Origin of the sequence: Bradyrhizobium sp. SZCCHNRI20481, from assembly GCF_032485055.1 — a bacterium.
In the GTDB taxonomy this organism is placed as follows: domain Bacteria; phylum Pseudomonadota; class Alphaproteobacteria; order Rhizobiales; family Xanthobacteraceae; genus Bradyrhizobium.
In genome coordinates this window covers 1-14,798 of record NZ_JAUEUE010000007.1, presented here as the reverse complement: position 1 = coordinate 14,798, position 14,798 = coordinate 1, and the positions used below count along the sequence as shown (strand labels likewise).

16 protein-coding genes are annotated in these 14,798 nt (G+C 66.0%); 9 read left to right on the top strand and 7 right to left on the bottom strand.

The genetic code is table 11. The annotated features are described in order from the left end of the window. The first annotated feature begins 3 nt into the window (after positions 1 to 3). The 7 genes from QX132_RS12755 (at position 4) to QX132_RS12725 (ending at position 6,408) form a co-directional block, all read left to right on the top strand. Entirely contained in the window at positions 4 to 1,140 is a 1,137-nt protein-coding gene (locus tag QX132_RS12755; protein ID WP_316161374.1) for an FAD-dependent oxidoreductase, read from the top strand. A gap of 34 nt (positions 1,141 to 1,174) precedes the next feature. Continuing rightward, positions 1,175 to 1,471 carry a (2Fe-2S)-binding protein gene (locus QX132_RS12750; RefSeq protein ID WP_315796424.1) on the top strand — a complete coding sequence of 99 codons (297 nt, stop codon included), beginning with the start codon at positions 1,175 to 1,177 and terminating at the stop codon, positions 1,469 to 1,471. Further along, the gene (locus QX132_RS12745; protein ID WP_316161373.1) at positions 1,468 to 2,874 is read left to right on the top strand and encodes an NAD(P)/FAD-dependent oxidoreductase; all 1,407 of its coding nucleotides are present in this window, start codon (positions 1,468 to 1,470) and stop codon (positions 2,872 to 2,874) included. The genes QX132_RS12750 and QX132_RS12745 overlap by 4 nt, the downstream gene beginning before the upstream one ends. Next, positions 2,871 to 4,004: an FAD-dependent oxidoreductase gene (locus QX132_RS12740; protein ID WP_316161372.1), complete on the top strand. Its 1,134-nt coding sequence runs from the start codon at positions 2,871 to 2,873 to the stop codon at positions 4,002 to 4,004. Before QX132_RS12745 ends, QX132_RS12740 begins: the two co-directional genes overlap by 4 nt. Positions 4,005 to 4,011: 7 nt before the next feature. Next, entirely contained in the window at positions 4,012 to 4,359 is a 348-nt protein-coding gene (locus tag QX132_RS12735) for a RidA family protein (protein ID WP_315737085.1), read from the top strand. 130 nt (positions 4,360 to 4,489) lie between these two features. Then, positions 4,490 to 5,881 (top strand): M20/M25/M40 family metallo-hydrolase, encoded by a 1,392-nt coding sequence (locus QX132_RS12730; protein ID WP_316161370.1) that lies wholly within the window; start codon positions 4,490 to 4,492, stop codon positions 5,879 to 5,881. 347 nt (positions 5,882 to 6,228) lie between these two features. Continuing rightward, the gene (locus QX132_RS12725; protein WP_315713247.1) at positions 6,229 to 6,408 is read left to right on the top strand and encodes a hypothetical protein; all 180 of its coding nucleotides are present in this window, start codon (positions 6,229 to 6,231) and stop codon (positions 6,406 to 6,408) included. Between the two features lie 496 nt (positions 6,409 to 6,904). Here the strand turns inward: QX132_RS12725 and QX132_RS12720 are convergent, their stop codons facing one another. Genes QX132_RS12720 through QX132_RS12700 form a run of 5 tightly spaced genes read right to left on the bottom strand, consistent with a single transcriptional unit; the run spans position 6,905 to position 10,871 of the window. Continuing rightward, complete coding sequence (locus tag QX132_RS12720) at positions 6,905 to 7,672, bottom strand: ABC transporter permease (RefSeq protein ID WP_316161368.1); 768 nt, start codon at positions 7,670 to 7,672, stop codon at positions 6,905 to 6,907. Continuing rightward, the gene (locus QX132_RS12715; RefSeq protein ID WP_315778599.1) at positions 7,669 to 8,436 is read right to left on the bottom strand and encodes an ABC transporter permease; all 768 of its coding nucleotides are present in this window, start codon (positions 8,434 to 8,436) and stop codon (positions 7,669 to 7,671) included. The genes QX132_RS12720 and QX132_RS12715 overlap by 4 nt, the downstream gene beginning before the upstream one ends. Next, positions 8,433 to 9,236, bottom strand: coding sequence for an ABC transporter ATP-binding protein (locus QX132_RS12710; protein ID WP_315778598.1), 804 nt, complete (start codon positions 9,234 to 9,236; stop codon positions 8,433 to 8,435). The genes QX132_RS12715 and QX132_RS12710 overlap by 4 nt, the downstream gene beginning before the upstream one ends. A gap of 1 nt (position 9,237) precedes the next feature. After that, positions 9,238 to 9,936: a GntR family transcriptional regulator gene (locus QX132_RS12705; protein WP_315778596.1), complete on the bottom strand. Its 699-nt coding sequence runs from the start codon at positions 9,934 to 9,936 to the stop codon at positions 9,238 to 9,240. After that, complete coding sequence (locus QX132_RS12700) at positions 9,936 to 10,871, bottom strand: ABC transporter substrate-binding protein (protein WP_315778594.1); 936 nt, start codon at positions 10,869 to 10,871, stop codon at positions 9,936 to 9,938. Before QX132_RS12700 ends, QX132_RS12705 begins: the two co-directional genes overlap by 1 nt. Positions 10,872 to 10,971: 100 nt before the next feature. Here QX132_RS12700 and QX132_RS12695 point away from each other — a divergent pair, with 100 nt between their 5' ends. Both QX132_RS12695 and QX132_RS12690 read left to right on the top strand, forming a co-directional pair. Further along, on the top strand, positions 10,972 to 11,961 hold the full coding sequence (locus tag QX132_RS12695) for a fumarylacetoacetate hydrolase family protein (protein ID WP_315736995.1): 990 nt from the start codon (positions 10,972 to 10,974) through the stop codon (positions 11,959 to 11,961). A 50-nt stretch (positions 11,962 to 12,011) separates the two neighbouring features. Further along, on the top strand, positions 12,012 to 12,788 hold the full coding sequence (locus QX132_RS12690) for a cyclase family protein (RefSeq protein WP_315778590.1): 777 nt from the start codon (positions 12,012 to 12,014) through the stop codon (positions 12,786 to 12,788). Between the two features lie 270 nt (positions 12,789 to 13,058). On the opposite strand, the gene QX132_RS12685 is transcribed toward QX132_RS12690, so the two are convergent. Both QX132_RS12685 and QX132_RS12680 read right to left on the bottom strand, forming a co-directional pair. Further along, a complete protein-coding gene (locus QX132_RS12685) occupies positions 13,059 to 13,673 on the bottom strand; it encodes a heme-binding protein (protein ID WP_316161366.1) in 615 nt (204 codons plus the stop codon). Between the two features lie 121 nt (positions 13,674 to 13,794). Further along, complete coding sequence (locus QX132_RS12680; RefSeq protein WP_316161365.1) at positions 13,795 to 14,295, bottom strand: STM3941 family protein; 501 nt, start codon at positions 14,293 to 14,295, stop codon at positions 13,795 to 13,797. Positions 14,296 to 14,798 lie beyond the last annotated feature (503 nt).

The following is a 14,798-nucleotide window of genomic DNA, read 5'->3' as shown; positions in this document are numbered from 1 at the left end:
ACGATGAGAGACTATGACGTCGCCGTCGTCGGCGGCGGCCTGCTCGGCTCTGCGATTGCCTGGGGGCTCGGCCGGCTCGGCCAGCGCGTCGCCGTGCTCGACGAGGGCGATATCGCCAAACGCGCCTCGCGCGCCAACTTCGCGCTGGTGTGGGTGCAGAGCAAGGGCCTGGGCATGCCGGCCTATACCGGCTGGACGGTGCGCGGCTCCAAGGCGTGGCCGAAGCTCGCCGAGGAGCTGAAGGCTCAGACCGGGCTCGACGTCGTGCTGCAGCAGAACGGCGGCTTTCACCTTACCCTCGGCGAGGCCGAGTACGAGCAGCGCACGCAGCTCGTGGCGCGCATGCACAATCAGGTCGGCGCCGCCGACTACCAGATGGAGATGCTGCCGGCGGCAGAGGTGAAGAAGATGCTGCCGCTGATCGGCCCGGAGGTCTCCGGCGGCAGCTTCTGTCCCTATGATGGCCACGTGAATTCGCTGCGCACCTTCCGCGCCCTGCATGCCGGCATGAAGCAGTTCGGCGTCGACTATCTGCCAGAACGCGCGGTCGGCGCGATTGCCCGTGAGGGCGATGAGTTCAGGCTGACGACGGCGCAGGGCGAGGTACGCGCAGCGAAGGTGGTGCTCGCGGCAGGGAATGCCAACCAGACGCTGGCCCCCATGGTTGGACTGTCGGCGCCGATGGGCCCGACGCGCGGCCAGATCGTCGTGACCGAGCGCACGATGCCGTTCCTGCCGCATCCGCTGACCACGATCCGCCAGACCGACGAAGGCACGGTGATGATCGGCGACAGCAAGGAGGACGAGCTCGACGATCGCGTGCAGAACCATCCGATCAACGCTGTCATGGCCGATCGCGCCCAGCGCACCTTCCCGCATCTGGCGCGACTCAACGTCGTCAGGAGCTGGACCGGCATCCGCGTGATGCCGAAGGACGGCTTCCCGATCTACGAGCAGTCGGAGAGCCACCCAGGCGCCTTCGTCGCCTGCTGCCATTCCGGCGTGACGCTCGCGGCGAACCACGCGTTCGACATCGCGCGCATGGTCAAGGACGGCGCGCTGGAGCCGGAGCTGGTCGGCGCATTCACGGCCAAGCGCTTCGCGGCCGATGCTGGAGCAGGTGGCAGTGGCTACTACTGAGATTGATCGGCCCGAGACGGCCACGGAGACGACGATGTTCAAACGAGCTGACGGTGATGCGAGGCGATCGGTGACGATCCATGTCGAGGGGCAGGCGGTCACCGCGCGCGAAGGCGACACGGTCTCGGCGGCGCTGCTTGCGTCGGGTCTCGACGTCAGGCGCTCGACCGCGGTCAGCGGCGCCAAGCGGCTGCCTTACTGCATGATGGGCGTGTGCTTCGATTGCCTGGTCACCATCGATGGCGTCGGCAATCGGCAGGGCTGCCTGGTCCCGGTCGCCGAGGGCATGCAAATCGAAATCCAGAAGGGCAAGCGGGAGATCGGCAAATGAGCGCGGCGCCGAAGCATGATCAATACGACGTCGTGGTGATCGGCGCTGGCCCGGCCGGGCTGGCCGCAGCGACCGCGACGGCCGGCGCCGGCCTGTCGACTTTGCTGCTGGACGAGAATGCTGGTCCCGGCGGGCAGGTCTGGCGCGCGATCAATTCGACGCCGGTGAAGAGTGAAGCGCTGCTCGGCACCGACTATTGGTCCGGGGCCGAGATCGCAAAGTCTGCCGAGACCAGCGGGGCCGAGATCATCCATCGCGCCACGGTGTGGAGCCTCGATCGCAAGCTCGAGCTCGGCGTCTCCGTCGGCGGCGGTTCGGCCTTCATCAAGGCCGGGCGGGTCATCATCGCGACCGGGGCGCAGGAGCGCCCGTTCCCGATTCCCGGCTGGACCCTGCCCGGCGTGATGACGGCGGGCGCGGCGCAGACGATGCTGAAATCGTCGGGGCTGGTGCCGGATTGTCCGACGGTGATCGCAGGGCAGGGACCGCTGCTTTGGCTGCTCGCCGCGCAGATCCTGCGGCTTGGCGGTCGCATCGACCGCGTGCTCGACACCACGCCGCGCGCGAACTACATCACAGCACTGCCGCACGCCTTCGCCTTCGTGACCTCGTCCTATTTTCTCAAGGGTCTGGCGATGATGCGCGAGGTGCGCGCGAAGGTGCCGGTCACCACGGGCGTGACGGAGCTCGCTGCCACCGGCAACGGCAAGCTCGACGCCGTCAGCTATGTCGCCGCGGGCGGCAAGCGCGAGACGCTGCCGGCCGAGCTGTTGTTCTTGCATCAGGGCGTGGTGCCGAACGTCAATCTGGCGATGGCCGCCGGCGTCGAGCATCGCTGGAATGAGCTGCAGCTGTGCTGGACGCCCGTGCTGGACGCCGGCGGCAACAGCTCGATTCCGGGCATCGCGATTGCCGGCGACGGTGCCGGCATCGGCGGTGCGCAGGCCGCGCTGTGGCGCGGACGCATCGCGGCAGCCAGCGCCATCAAGGCCCTTCGGCCCCAGGCAAAGGTTTTGGACTATTCAGCGCAGTTGAAACGCGCCGAGCGTGGCCGTGTCTTCCTCGACGTTCTATTCCAGCCGGCAGAACAGTTCCGTATCCCGCAAGGCGACACCATCGTGTGCCGCTGTGAGGAGATCACCGCCAAGGACGTGCTCGACGCCGTCGCGATCGGGGCCACCGGACCGAACCAGCTCAAGGCCTATCGCCGCACCGGCATGGGGCCGTGCCAGGGCAGGCTGTGTGGCCTCACCGTCACCGAGCTGATGGCGCAGGCGCGCGGCAAGAGCCCGCAGGAGATCGGCTACTACCGGCTGCGCGCGCCGGTGAAGCCGATCATGCTGTCCGAGCTCGCAGGCCTGCCGAAGACCGAAGAGGCCACCAAGGCCGTGGTGCGCGGATGACGGTGAAGAAGGATGCCATCATCGTGGGTGGCGGCATCCACGGCTGCTCGACCGCGCTGCATCTATGCCTGGCCGGGTTGAAGCCGGTGCTGATCGAGAAGGACTATGCCGGCCGCCACGCCTCCGGTGTCAACGCCGGCGGCGTGCGCCAGCTCGCGCGCGACGTCGCGGAGATTCCGCTGTCGATCCGCTCGATGGGCATCTGGGAGAACATCAGCGACCTGGTCGACGATGATTGCGGCTTCGAAAGCTTCGGCCAGGTGCTGGTCGCCGAGAACGACGCTGAGCTCGACGCCTGCCGTGCCCGCGTCGCCGATCTCAATGCGCGCGGCTTCACCCATGAGGAGCTGATCGACGGCACGGAATTGCGCCGCCTCGTGCCGGCGGTGGCGGAGAGCTGTCCGGGCGGTGTGGTGTCGCGGCGCGACGGCGCCGCGCAGCCCGCGCGAACCACCACCGCGTTCCGCCGCAAGGCTGAGCAGCTCGGTGCCCTCATTCGCGAGGGCGTGCCCGCGACCAACATCCGCAAGGACGGCAAGCTCTGGCATGTCGACGTCGGCTCTGAGAGCTTTGCCGCGCCTGTGCTGGTCAATGCCGCCGGCGCCTGGGCGGGACGGATCGCCGCACAGTTCGGCGAGCCGGTCCCGGTCGAGACCATCGCGCCGATGCTGATGATCACGTCTCCCGTCGCGCACTTCATCGATCCCGTCGTCATCCTGCGCGGCCGCAAACTGTCATTCAAGCAGTTCCCCAACGGCACGGTGCTGATCGGCGGCGGGCACCTCGCCATCCCCTATCAGGATCGCAACGAGACCGTGCTCGACTGGCGCAAGCTATCGGAGAGCGCGCGCACCGTCGCGGAGCTGTTCGAGGTGATGCGCAGCGCGACCATCGTGCGTGCCTGGGCCGGCATCGAGGCGCGCATGCGCGACGACATTCCGGTGTTTGGACCGAGTGCGCGGCACGAGGGGCTGTATCACCAGTTCGGCTTCTCCGCGCACGGCTTCCAGCTCGGCCCCGGCGCCGGCGCGGTGATGGCCGAGCTCATCGTGCACGGCGGCACCCAGACGCGCATCGGCGATCTCAGCATTGCGCGCTTTCAGACTTCCACCCCTTCGTCAACGACATGAGGACATGATGACGATCACCCGCAAGATCCGCTCCGCCATTCATCACCGCATCGTCGAGGCCAACGGCTTCGTCTTCATCGGCGGCACCATCGCCGACGACACCTCGGTGTCGATGGGCGAGCAGACCCGTAATATTCTCGGCAAGATCGACGGCTTCCTGAAAGAGGCCGGCACCGACAAGTCGCGCGTCGTCTCCGGCCAGATCTTCGTCACCGACCTGTCGAAGAAGAAGGAGATGGATGCGGCCTGGACCGAGTTTTTCGGCGACGATCTGCCGGTTCGCGCCACGGTCGGCGTCTCCGATCTCGGCGGCGGCGCGCTGATCGAGATCGTCATCACCGCCTTGAAGGGCTGAGCACAGCGCCTCGGCTCGGACATATGTGATCGAGGGTGACGCGCGGACTCGCTCCGCGCGTCATTTGCTTTTAAGGGGATTTCGATCGAACATGGTATGACTGCAACGTCACGCGACGAAAGACGACCTCATGAGCGATGCCCGCACCGTTCCATCTCCTTCCGCCGGTCTCGCTGCCGTGTTCCGGCACATCGACGCCGAGAGGGAGCATTTTCTCACCCGCGTGATGGACTATGTGCGCCATCCCTCGATCAGCGCGCACAATGTCGGCATTGCCGAGGTGGCTGCGCTGCTGGTGAGGATGCTGCGGGAGATCGGCCTCGAGGCCGAGGCGGTGCCGACCGCGGGTCATCCGATGGTGCTGGGACGCTGGCACAACAAGCCGGGCGCGCCGACCGTGCTCCTCTACGGGCACTACGACGTGCAGCCGCCAGATCCGCTGGAGCTGTGGCTGAGTCCGCCGTTCGAGCCGACCATCCGCGACGGCCGCATCTATGCCCGCGGCATCGGCGACAACAAAGGGCAGCATTTCGCGCAGCTCATGGCGATCGAATCGCATCTCAAGGTTCACGGCGAGCTGCCGTGCAACGTCGTCTTCCTGCTCGAAGGCGAGGAGGAAATCGGCAGCCCACGCATTGCCGAGTTTGTCGCCACGCATCGCGAGAAGTTGAAGGCCGATTTCGTGGTCACCGCCGACGGCCCGATGCATGCGTCGGGACGGCCGACCATGACCTATGGCGTCCGTGGCATGTGCTCGTTCGAGCTGCGCGCCAAGCACGCCATCCGCGACGTTCATTCCGGCAATCTCGGCGGCATCGTGCCGAATCCGATCTGGACCCTGGTGCATCTGCTTGCGACGATGAAGAATGCCGCCGGCGAGATCACCATCGACGGTCTCCACGACGCGATCGTGCCGCCAAGTGCGCTTGACGTCGCTGCGGTGAAGCGTTTGCCGCTCGATCTCGATGCCGCCAAGGCAAGCCTCGGTCTCAGCCGCCTCGATGCGCCGGCAGAACGCGGCTACTACGAGCGGCTGATGTTCCACCCGACGCTCACCATCAATGGCTTTCACGGCGGCTATGGCGGCCCCGGCAGCAAGACCGTCCTGCCGTGCGAGGCGGTCGTGAAATGCGACATCCGCCTGGTCGAAGCGATGACGCCGGGCGACGTGCTGGCCAAGGTCGAGGCCCATGTCAGGAAGCACGCGCCCGAGGTCGAGTTCATCCCCCGCGGCGGCATGCTGCCCTCGCGCGTGCCGCTCGATTCGCCCTATGGCGCAATCATCCGCGACGCGATTCGATTGGCGCAGGGCGTCACGCCCCTCGAATTTCCGTGCACTGGCGGCAGTCTGCCGGACTACGTCTTCACCAAGATCCTCGGCGTCCCGGCCTTCGTCGTTCCCTATGCGAATGCCGACGAGGCCAATCACGCGCCGAACGAGAACATGACGATCGACTGCTTCTACAATGGCATTCGCACCGGTGCGGCACTGCTCGACCGCGTCGGCGCGCGCGAGCGCTGATGCCGGCGGAACGGCCATCACGATTCCGCGTGCAGTGCGGGAGACGTCATCGAGCAGCCACGAACGGATGGCAAGCACACGGTCGTCCGCCGCCTTGCGGGTGAATCGGCCGCACGCGGCGAGATCGCGCATGGATTAACGCAGTTGATATCGCCTAGTCTCGGAAGGGATTAGTAATCGCCGCTTCAGGGCTCGGAGCTGCCACATGCACGACCCCGTTGACCAGCCGAGTGATTCGGCAAGTTCCGCTTTCCCTTGCGCGCGCGATCAGCGCAGCGCTCCGGAACACCCCGCCGCGGTTCCTGTGATCCAGCTCGACCACGCGCCAGCAATCGAGCCTGCGCCCAATGTCGATGAGGCTGCACAAAGCCCTGGCGCTCTCGGTCGGAAACGGTCCGATGGCGCGCATCTTGTCATACCGACCATGTGGCGCTGAGAAGGTCCCGCTCTTGGCGGCGATCGAACATGCGATGTTCGGCGACGAGTTCCTGAAGAACACCTTCGCCAACAACATTCGAGACTTTTGAGATCGCCACCTACAAGCCGCGGCTCGCATTGTGCCGTGCCGCCGGTGTCGAGGAGGGTCCGCGCGCCGCTCGATCAGTCGTTGCAGGAGGAGGACCGATGGCAGGGTGGGTCGACTCCAATGCCGAGAAGGTCACGGAATTTGTTGGGTATGAGGAGCGTCAGGCGGCGTAACCTAGCGGTATCTCGGTCGGGATATGGAACCCGTGAGCGCGATGACAACCTCCGGTATCATCCGGATACCCACGACTCTCCTGATCTAGTAAGTAAAAACTAGCCCTTCTTGGGGCGTTTCCTCCCTGGACTTGGGCCGCCTGCACTTCGTGTGTCGGCGGCCTCTTTCTTTCAGGGGAAGGGTCGGGTGCTCTGGCCCCGCAATCGGCCCCATGGGCGTTCGGTCCAGTCGCGCTCCTCCAAGCCGGTGATATCCCCGCGACAGTGTGAGATCGAGATCGCCCCACGCCGCGTCGCCGACCGGGCGCGCGTGCGACCGGAGCCTCAGCGCCGCGCGTGCTGCCAGCGCAGCAGCCGGCTCTCGGCCGCGCCCATCGCGAGCGCGGTCGTGTAGCCGATGATTCCGAGCAGCATCACGCCGGCAAACAGATCCGCCGAGCGGAACGAGCGCGCCGACAGCAGCACCCATTGGCCGAGGCCGTCGAGGCCGGCGAGCATCTCGCAGACGACGGCGAGGATCAGCGCGACCGTGAGGCTCAGCCGCATGCCGGCGAGGATGTCGGGTGCCGCCGATGGCAGCGCGATCTTGAAGATCACGGCGAGCCGCGACATGTGCAGCACCCGCGCGACTTCGTAGAGTCGTGGTTCGACCGCGGCGAAGCCGTGGATCGTCCCGAGCAGCAGCGGCCACAGCGAGCCGAACGCGATCACGAACAGCGCCATGCCCTGGCTCAGTCCAAGAACGGCGATGGCGACAGGAATGATCGCTGAGACCGGCAGCGGCCGCAGCAGCTCCAGGGTCGGCGCGACGTAGATGCGCATCGCCTTCGAGGAGCCGATCATGGCGCCGAGCGCGATGCCGGCGGCGGAGGCGAGCAGCCAGCCATAGGCCATATGCGTGAGGGTGCCCGTGAGCTTGGTCAGGAGATCGCCGCTCGTGAAGCCGCGCAGCAGCGCCGCCCAGGCGCGGTCGGGGCTGGGAAGAAACACCGGTGATATCAGCCGCTGATCGGCGGCGAACTGCCACAGCACGATGATGCCGGCGGCGACGGCGAAGCTGGCAAGGCGCCAGGCGATGGCAGACCATCTCATGCCTGCTCTCCCATGACAGCCGCGCGCCCGAACAAGCTCCGTTGCGCAGCCATCAGCAAAGTGTTGAGGGCGAAACCGGTGACGCCGATCCAGACGAGATAAGCGAGCATCAGGTCCGGCCGCAGCGCCTGCTGCGCGATCATGATGCCGGCGCCGAGGCCGAGCGGATTGATCGCGATCTCGACTGTGACGGCGACGATCAGCGCGATGCCGGCGGCGAGGCGAAACCCAATGATGATGCGGGGCAGGGCGGCGGGGATGACGATCTTCGTGACACGGTCGAGCTGCGTCAGCCGCAACGCGCGCGCCACCTCGAGCAGGCGCGGCTCGATGCCGCCCACCGCGGCACGCGTCACGATCAGCACCGGCCAGACGCAGGCAAAGGCGACGATCGCGATCTCCATGCGATAGCCAAAGCCGAGCGCGATCAGCGCGATCGGCAGCAGCGCCACTGAAGGAATGGGCCTGATCGCCTCGATCGTGACCTCCATCAACCGGTTGAAGATAGGCGACAGGCCGAGCGCGATGCCCAGCACGAGGCCGATGGTGCCGCCGAGCGCGAGGCCGGCGAACACCGAGGCGAGCGTGTCGCGCGTCGCCGCCAGCAGCGAGCCGTCGGTCAGCGCGCCCAGCAAGGCGAGCGCGATCGCGCTCGGCGGCGCCAGCGAGTCGCTCTGCACGCCGGCGAGCCGCATCCAGGCCTCGAACACGAGCAGCGCCGCGAACGGCAGCAGGGCGGGCTTGATGCGATCCGGCATCGTCATTCGCTCGCCTTGATGAAGTCGAACAGCTCGCGCCGCAGCCGCAGGAACTCCGGATGCTCGCGCGTCGCCAACTGGTCGCGCGGCCGCGGCAGGTCGATCTGCATCGTGAGGCCGACGCGGCCGGGATGCGGCAGCAGGCCGACCACGCGATCGCCGAGATAGATCGCTTCCTCCAGATCATGCGTGACGAACACGACGGTGGCGCCGGTCGCCGCCACCAGCGCCAGCATCTCGTCCTGCAGCCCCTGTCGCGTCATCGCGTCCAGCGCGCCGAACGGCTCATCCATCAGCAGCACCTTCGGATCCTGCGCGAGACAGCGCGCGATCTGCAGCCGCTGCTGCATGCCGCCGGACATCTCCGTCGGATATTTGGCCGCATGGCCGGCGAGCCCGACCTTGGCCAGCAGTTCGGCGATGCGCGTCTCGCGCTTGATGGCGGGCATGCCGATCGTCTCCAGCGCCAGCGAGATGTTCCCGGCGGCGGTGCGCCACGGCAGCAGCGCCTTGCCATAATCCTGGAACACGACCGCGATCTCGCGCCGCGGCGCGCGCATCGCCTCGCCCTCGAAACGCACCGTGCCGCCGCTCGGCTGATAGAGGCCGGCGGCGAGCCGCAGCGCCGTGGTCTTGCCGCAGCCGGAGGCGCCGACCACGCACAGGATCTCGCCAGTCGCGACCTCCAGGCTGATCGTGTCGATGATCGTCTTGCCGCCGAGCACCAGCGCGACATTGTCGAAGGCGATCTGCGCACGCGCAGGCGAGGGAGATGATTGCACCAATGCGAGGGCAGGCTCTGCCATCTCAGGCTCCCTTCGGATGCGGATAGACGATATCGACGGTCGAGCGCAGATGTGCCTCGAGCCGCGCTTGGGCCGCGGCGGCATTGCGCGCGAGCACGAGGTCGGCGAGCGTCTCGTGCTCCCTGATGAAGCCGCTGCCATCCTCGAAGCTGCGCATCATCACGCGGCGGTAGCGATAGGCCTGGTCGTAGAGATCCGAATGAGCGGCGAGCAGGCGCCGTGATCCGCAGGCCCCCAGCAGCGCAGTGTGAAACGCCTTGTGCAAGCGATCGAACTCCGGCGCGCCTTCGCGGAACTCGCTCTGCATGCGCTGGATGTAGCGGCGCATCTGATGCAGCGCGGCGATGATGCCGGCCTCCCATTGGTCGTCGCCGCTCTGCATCGCCAGCCGCAGGGCCTCTTTTTCCACGACAGTGCGCATGCGCGTGATGTCAACGAGATCGTCGCGGCTGACCTCGGCCACGCGAAAGCCGCGCTGGCCGATGCCGACGATCAGGCCGCGCGACACCAGCCGGGACAGCCCTTCCCGGACCGGCGTCGGCCCGATCTCGTAGCGCTTGGCAAGCTCGACGATCCCAAGCCGCGAGCCGGGGGCGAGGACGCCGGCGACGATGTCGCGCTCGATCAGCGCGGCGGCGCGCTCGCTGAGCGTGTCGCTGCTCGGCGGCTCGGTCTGCGGGATCGGGTGTGGTGCCGTCATCAGTCGAGGATCAGCTTCTTGAGATCGAGCTTGCTCTGCAGCATCTTCTGCGCGGACATCACGTCGATCCACCAACCAAGCTGCTCGGGTTTCAGGACCGGCTCGGCGTAGTTGGGCGTCGTCAGCTTGACCAGCTCTAGCGGCTGCTTGGTGAACTTGGCGATCGCGGCCGAGGCCTTCTCCCGGTCGCTGTTGACGACCGGCGCCGCCTCGGCGATGGCCGCGCGGAATTTCCTGACGGTCTCCGGGTTCTTCTCCGCCCATTCGCGCGAGGCCGCATAGAAGATGATCGGCTCGGTGCGGGCGAGCTCGGCCGCGTAGTGCGCGCCCACCGTGCCGAGATTGGCATTGGTCATGCGCATCACGAAAGGCTCCGCCGTCAGCACCGCATCGACGCCTCCCGACTTGATGGTGTCGGCCATGGTCGGGAACGTCACTTCGACGAAGTTGACGCTCTTCGGATCGACGCCCTTCTCGACCAGCCATTTCACGAACAGCACCTGAAGGAACGCGCCGATGCCGGGTGCGCCGACCTTCTTGCCCTTGAAGTCCTGCGGGCCGTTGATGGTGACGCCGTTGCGCACGAAGGCGGCGACCGCATCGTTCGAGGTCTTGGTCATGATCGAGGCGCCGGAGATCGCGACGAGGTCGAGCCCACCGTCAGCGGCCTGGAGGAACACGGTCGAGGTCGGCCCGCCGATCTGGATCGAATTGGAGAGGATGGCCGCGGGGATGTTCGAGTTGATCCCGATCAGCACCATCTCCACGTCGAGCCCGTGCTTCTTGAAGAGACCCTCATCGACCGCGACCATCGCCGAGGCGCAGTCCGAGGTGGCGGTGCAGCCGATCTGGATCTTCTCGGCGCGTGTCGCAGATGTGAGCACAAGCGTGGCCAGCACCGATCCGAGCGCAGCACTGATGATCCGATGACGCATCCTTGACTCCTCCCGCGGGCGTCCCTCTCTCGGACGCCTCTTGTTTATCGATATTTTCTATGTTTGTATATTTTCAGATAGAACACAAGGGGAGGCCAGCGTGAAACTTGCGACATTCCGAGCGGAAGGCGGGGAGCGCATCGGCGTCGTCCATGGCGGCGATTCCAAGCTTTTCGATCTCACCGCGGCCGCCGATCGCGCTGGCAAGAGCAATCCGGCGTTCGGCTCGATGCTGTCGTTGATCGATGCCGGCGAAGCTGCGCTCGACGCAGCACGCGCGCTGGTCGAGCGCTATGGCAGCGACGAAAGCCTCTCGCGCGACGTCGGCGGCACCGAGCTGCTGGCCCCGGTGCCGGAGCCGCGGCAGATGCGCGACGGCATGTCGTTTCCGCTGCACATCCTGCAGGCGCCGCGCGGCCAGCGAAAGCTCGCGGCGCGGCAGCGCGGCGACGCGGAGGAGCTCGCGCGCATCGATGCCGAGCCGCTCGGCGAATTGCCCGAGGTCTATCGCAAGGTCCCGATCTTCTACATCACCAACCGCTTCAGCGTGCGTGGCCCCAACACGACGGTGAAATGGCCGCGCTACAGCAAGGTGATGGACTATGAGCTGGAGTTCGGCATCATCACCAGGGGCAAGGGTAAGGATATTCCGGCGGCGAAGGCGCGCGACCACATTTTCGGCTTCACGATCTTCAACGACTTCTCCGCGCGCGACACGCAGCGCATCGAGATGGACGGCCGGCTCGGCCCCTCCAAAGGCAAGAGCTTTGACGGCGGCAACGTGATGGGGCCGTGGATCGTGACCCCGGACGAGATCGGCGATCCCTATCGCCTGAAGATGGAGGCGCGGGTCAACGGCGAGGTGCGCTCGCGCGGCGTCAGCGAGGGCATGCTGTTTTCGTTCGAGGAGCTGATCGCCTATATCAGCAAGGACGAGACTCTGATGCCGGGCGAGTTCATCGGCTCGGGCACCGTCGGCAATGGCTGTGGCCTGGAGCTCGGCTGGTATCTCGAACATGGCGACGTGATCGAGCTCGAGGTCGAGAAGATCGGCATCCTGAAGAACAAGGTCGAGCGGCAGGACGTCTGATCCTGCTGCCGACGACAACAACCAAGAACGATGACAAGAGAGGACCGCCCATGGCCCGCAGACTGATCGACATCTCCGTGCCCTTGCAGAACGACGTGCCGGCCGATCCGCCGGGAGCGCACCCGACCATCCAATACATTGATCACCAGCAAGGCCTGCCGCGGATGCTGCAGTTTTTCGACGGGCTGAAGGCCGAGGATCTGCCGGACGGGCAGGGCTGGGCGGTCGAGCAGGTCAATCTGTCGACCCACAACGGCACGCATCTCGATGCGCCCTGGCACTTTCATCCGACGATGAACCGCGGCGAGCGCGCCTGGACCATCGACGAGGTGCCGCTGGAGTGGTGTCTGCAGCCGGGCGTGAAGCTCGACTTCCGTCGTTTCCCGGACGGCTATGTGGTGACCGCGAGGGATGTCGAGGATGAGCTCAAGCGCATCGGCCACACGCTGTCGCCGCTCGAGATCGTCGTCGTCAATACCTCGGCCGGCGCGCGCTTCGGCCAGGCCAACTACGTCAACTCCGGCTGCGGCATGGGCTATGAGGCGACGATGTATCTGCTTGAGCGCGGCGTGCGCCTGACCGGTACCGACGGCTGGAGCTGGGACGCGCCGTTCGTGTTCACCGCGCAGAAATACGCCGAGACCCACGATGCCGCGCTGATCTGGGAAGGCCACAAGGCCGGCCGCCACATCGGCTATTGCCATCTGGAGAAGCTGCACAATCTGGAGCAACTGCCGTCGACGGGGTTCATGGTGTCGTGTTTCCCGGTCAAGATCGAGCGCGCCTCGGCCGGATGGACGCGGGCGGTGGCGATCATCGAGGGGTAGGGCGCCTAATCTCCGATTGAAGTCACGACATGGGTTCTGGCGCGTTTGATCTTCGCGTCATTCCGGGGCGGCGCGCGCCAGCGCGACGAGCCCGGAATCCATCGAGCCGCGCGACGTGCTGAAGGATGGATTCCGGGTTCGCGCTGCGCGCGCCCCGGAATGACCGAGGAGAGGACTCGGCAAAGCCAAAGAGGGAGCTCGTCGCGCGTCGTGGTGACAGTTGCGAGCCGACCTTGACTGCAAAATCAGGCCGCTCTCTCTCATCTCGCTTTAGCAACTACACGCCAGCATGACCTCGTTCCGCCGCAGCATCGGCAGGGTCCAGGGCGGATTGTAGAACGCGAGCAGCGGCGATCCGGTGACGGTCAGCCCCTTGTGCTGCGCGTAGTCACGCAGTTGGCGAGTTTTGTCAGCGATGATGCCGTCGGAGGTGGAGCCCGAAAAGGTGATCGCGACCATGCGCTGCGCAGACTGGACCGTCAGCTTGATCCGGGCATCGGCCGGCGGCGGCAGAGTGTCGAGCGACCAGTTCGAGGGCATCACGAAGCTGATGCTCCAGCGATCGCTTGCGACGCCATCGTCGGGCGCGGTGGCGGCACTGGCCTGCTGCTGCACCGGCGCGGTCATGGCGATCTTCGCCTTCGCCTGGTTAGCGCCGAAAATGTAGCCGGCGATGATGCGAAAGCCTTCCTCGATCGCCGGCTTGCGCGCGCCCTGCACCTCGGCCTGCGCGATGATCATCGGCGCATAGGCGCGGATTTCGAAGTCGCCATCGCGTGAAACGACGTCGTATCTGGGATGTTCGACCCGGCTCATGATCGGCCCCGCGGCGATGGCGGCGCCGGCCAGCGCGAGCACGACGATGCCGGTGAGCCAGAGCAGCATGCGGCGTCTCCCGGGTGGTGTCGGCTCGGTCATGGCGGTTGCCGTTTGGGTGGTGGAAACACAGAAACGAAGCGCACGCGCCCCCGGATCAGCAGACCGGCCTCTACGATGCTAACAGGTCTTAATCGCCCTGCTGCAACCAATGCGCGCGGGCTCTATTGAGCAGATCCGCGAGAGCTGCAGGTTGCATCTCCCATCCGCCGCCAAGCGTGCCGTCGGCGCCCGCAAGCGATCGGGCGACTTTAACGAACCGCCCTTCCTTGTTGGAATTGCCCACAACGTCGTAGCCGATGAGCTGTTCTCTCGATCCCGGCGTGGGGGAGTACGGACGAAAGGCGTGCACGTCCTTCCATTTCAAGAGGCCGCTTCGGAACAGCGCATGCTGGGTGACGCCATCGGGAGTGAGGACCAAGCTGTCCGGACGAAAGATGCTCCACCCGACGAAGGGGATGCCGAGGCTGAAGAAGCCGATTCCGGCGTATCCGATGAGGTGATTGGCCTCAGGATCTTGGACCATGAAGAGGGCCGCCGCGAGCAGGGCGATACAGGCAAGTAACCCGAGCAGGGATTTCGACCGTGATGAATGGATCACGACCGGTGGCCGGTCAAGGCTCCCTTGCATTGTGAATCCCTCCGCATCCGGTGGGCTGCACCGTGCTTAGATGTCGTATGCCTGGCGCATGTTGAAAAAATCTTAAGTAGGACCGGAACTTTCGGTGGACGGTCCTTGGCAGCCTAAGCCGAAATTTCTCTTTCGTTTTATCGGAAAATGTGCTTATATCGCTTATCCCGCCTCATGCAGAGGGGCGTACGCGTCGTCACGATACGTAGAGGCGGGGAGCGGTGGCCGCGGGCCTGTCAGGTGCTGATGCGCTGGACGATTGGCAAGCCTGCGGACGTTCAAGCCGTGTGGTCCTGGCGCTCCGAAGCTGGCGCCAAGCCCGCTGCGTCATGACGTGACGCGCGGGTGACGGGGGCAAACAAGCCGGTCCCCGGGGAGAGCTCGGAGCAGACGTTCACCCATCGCGCAGGGAAGGCCGGGTCTGTCCGGCTGAACCTTGTATGGGGAGTAAGTTGTCAAGAGGGGCGTCGTTTGTTGGGGGCGGTCTTTGGCGCCAAGGAGAG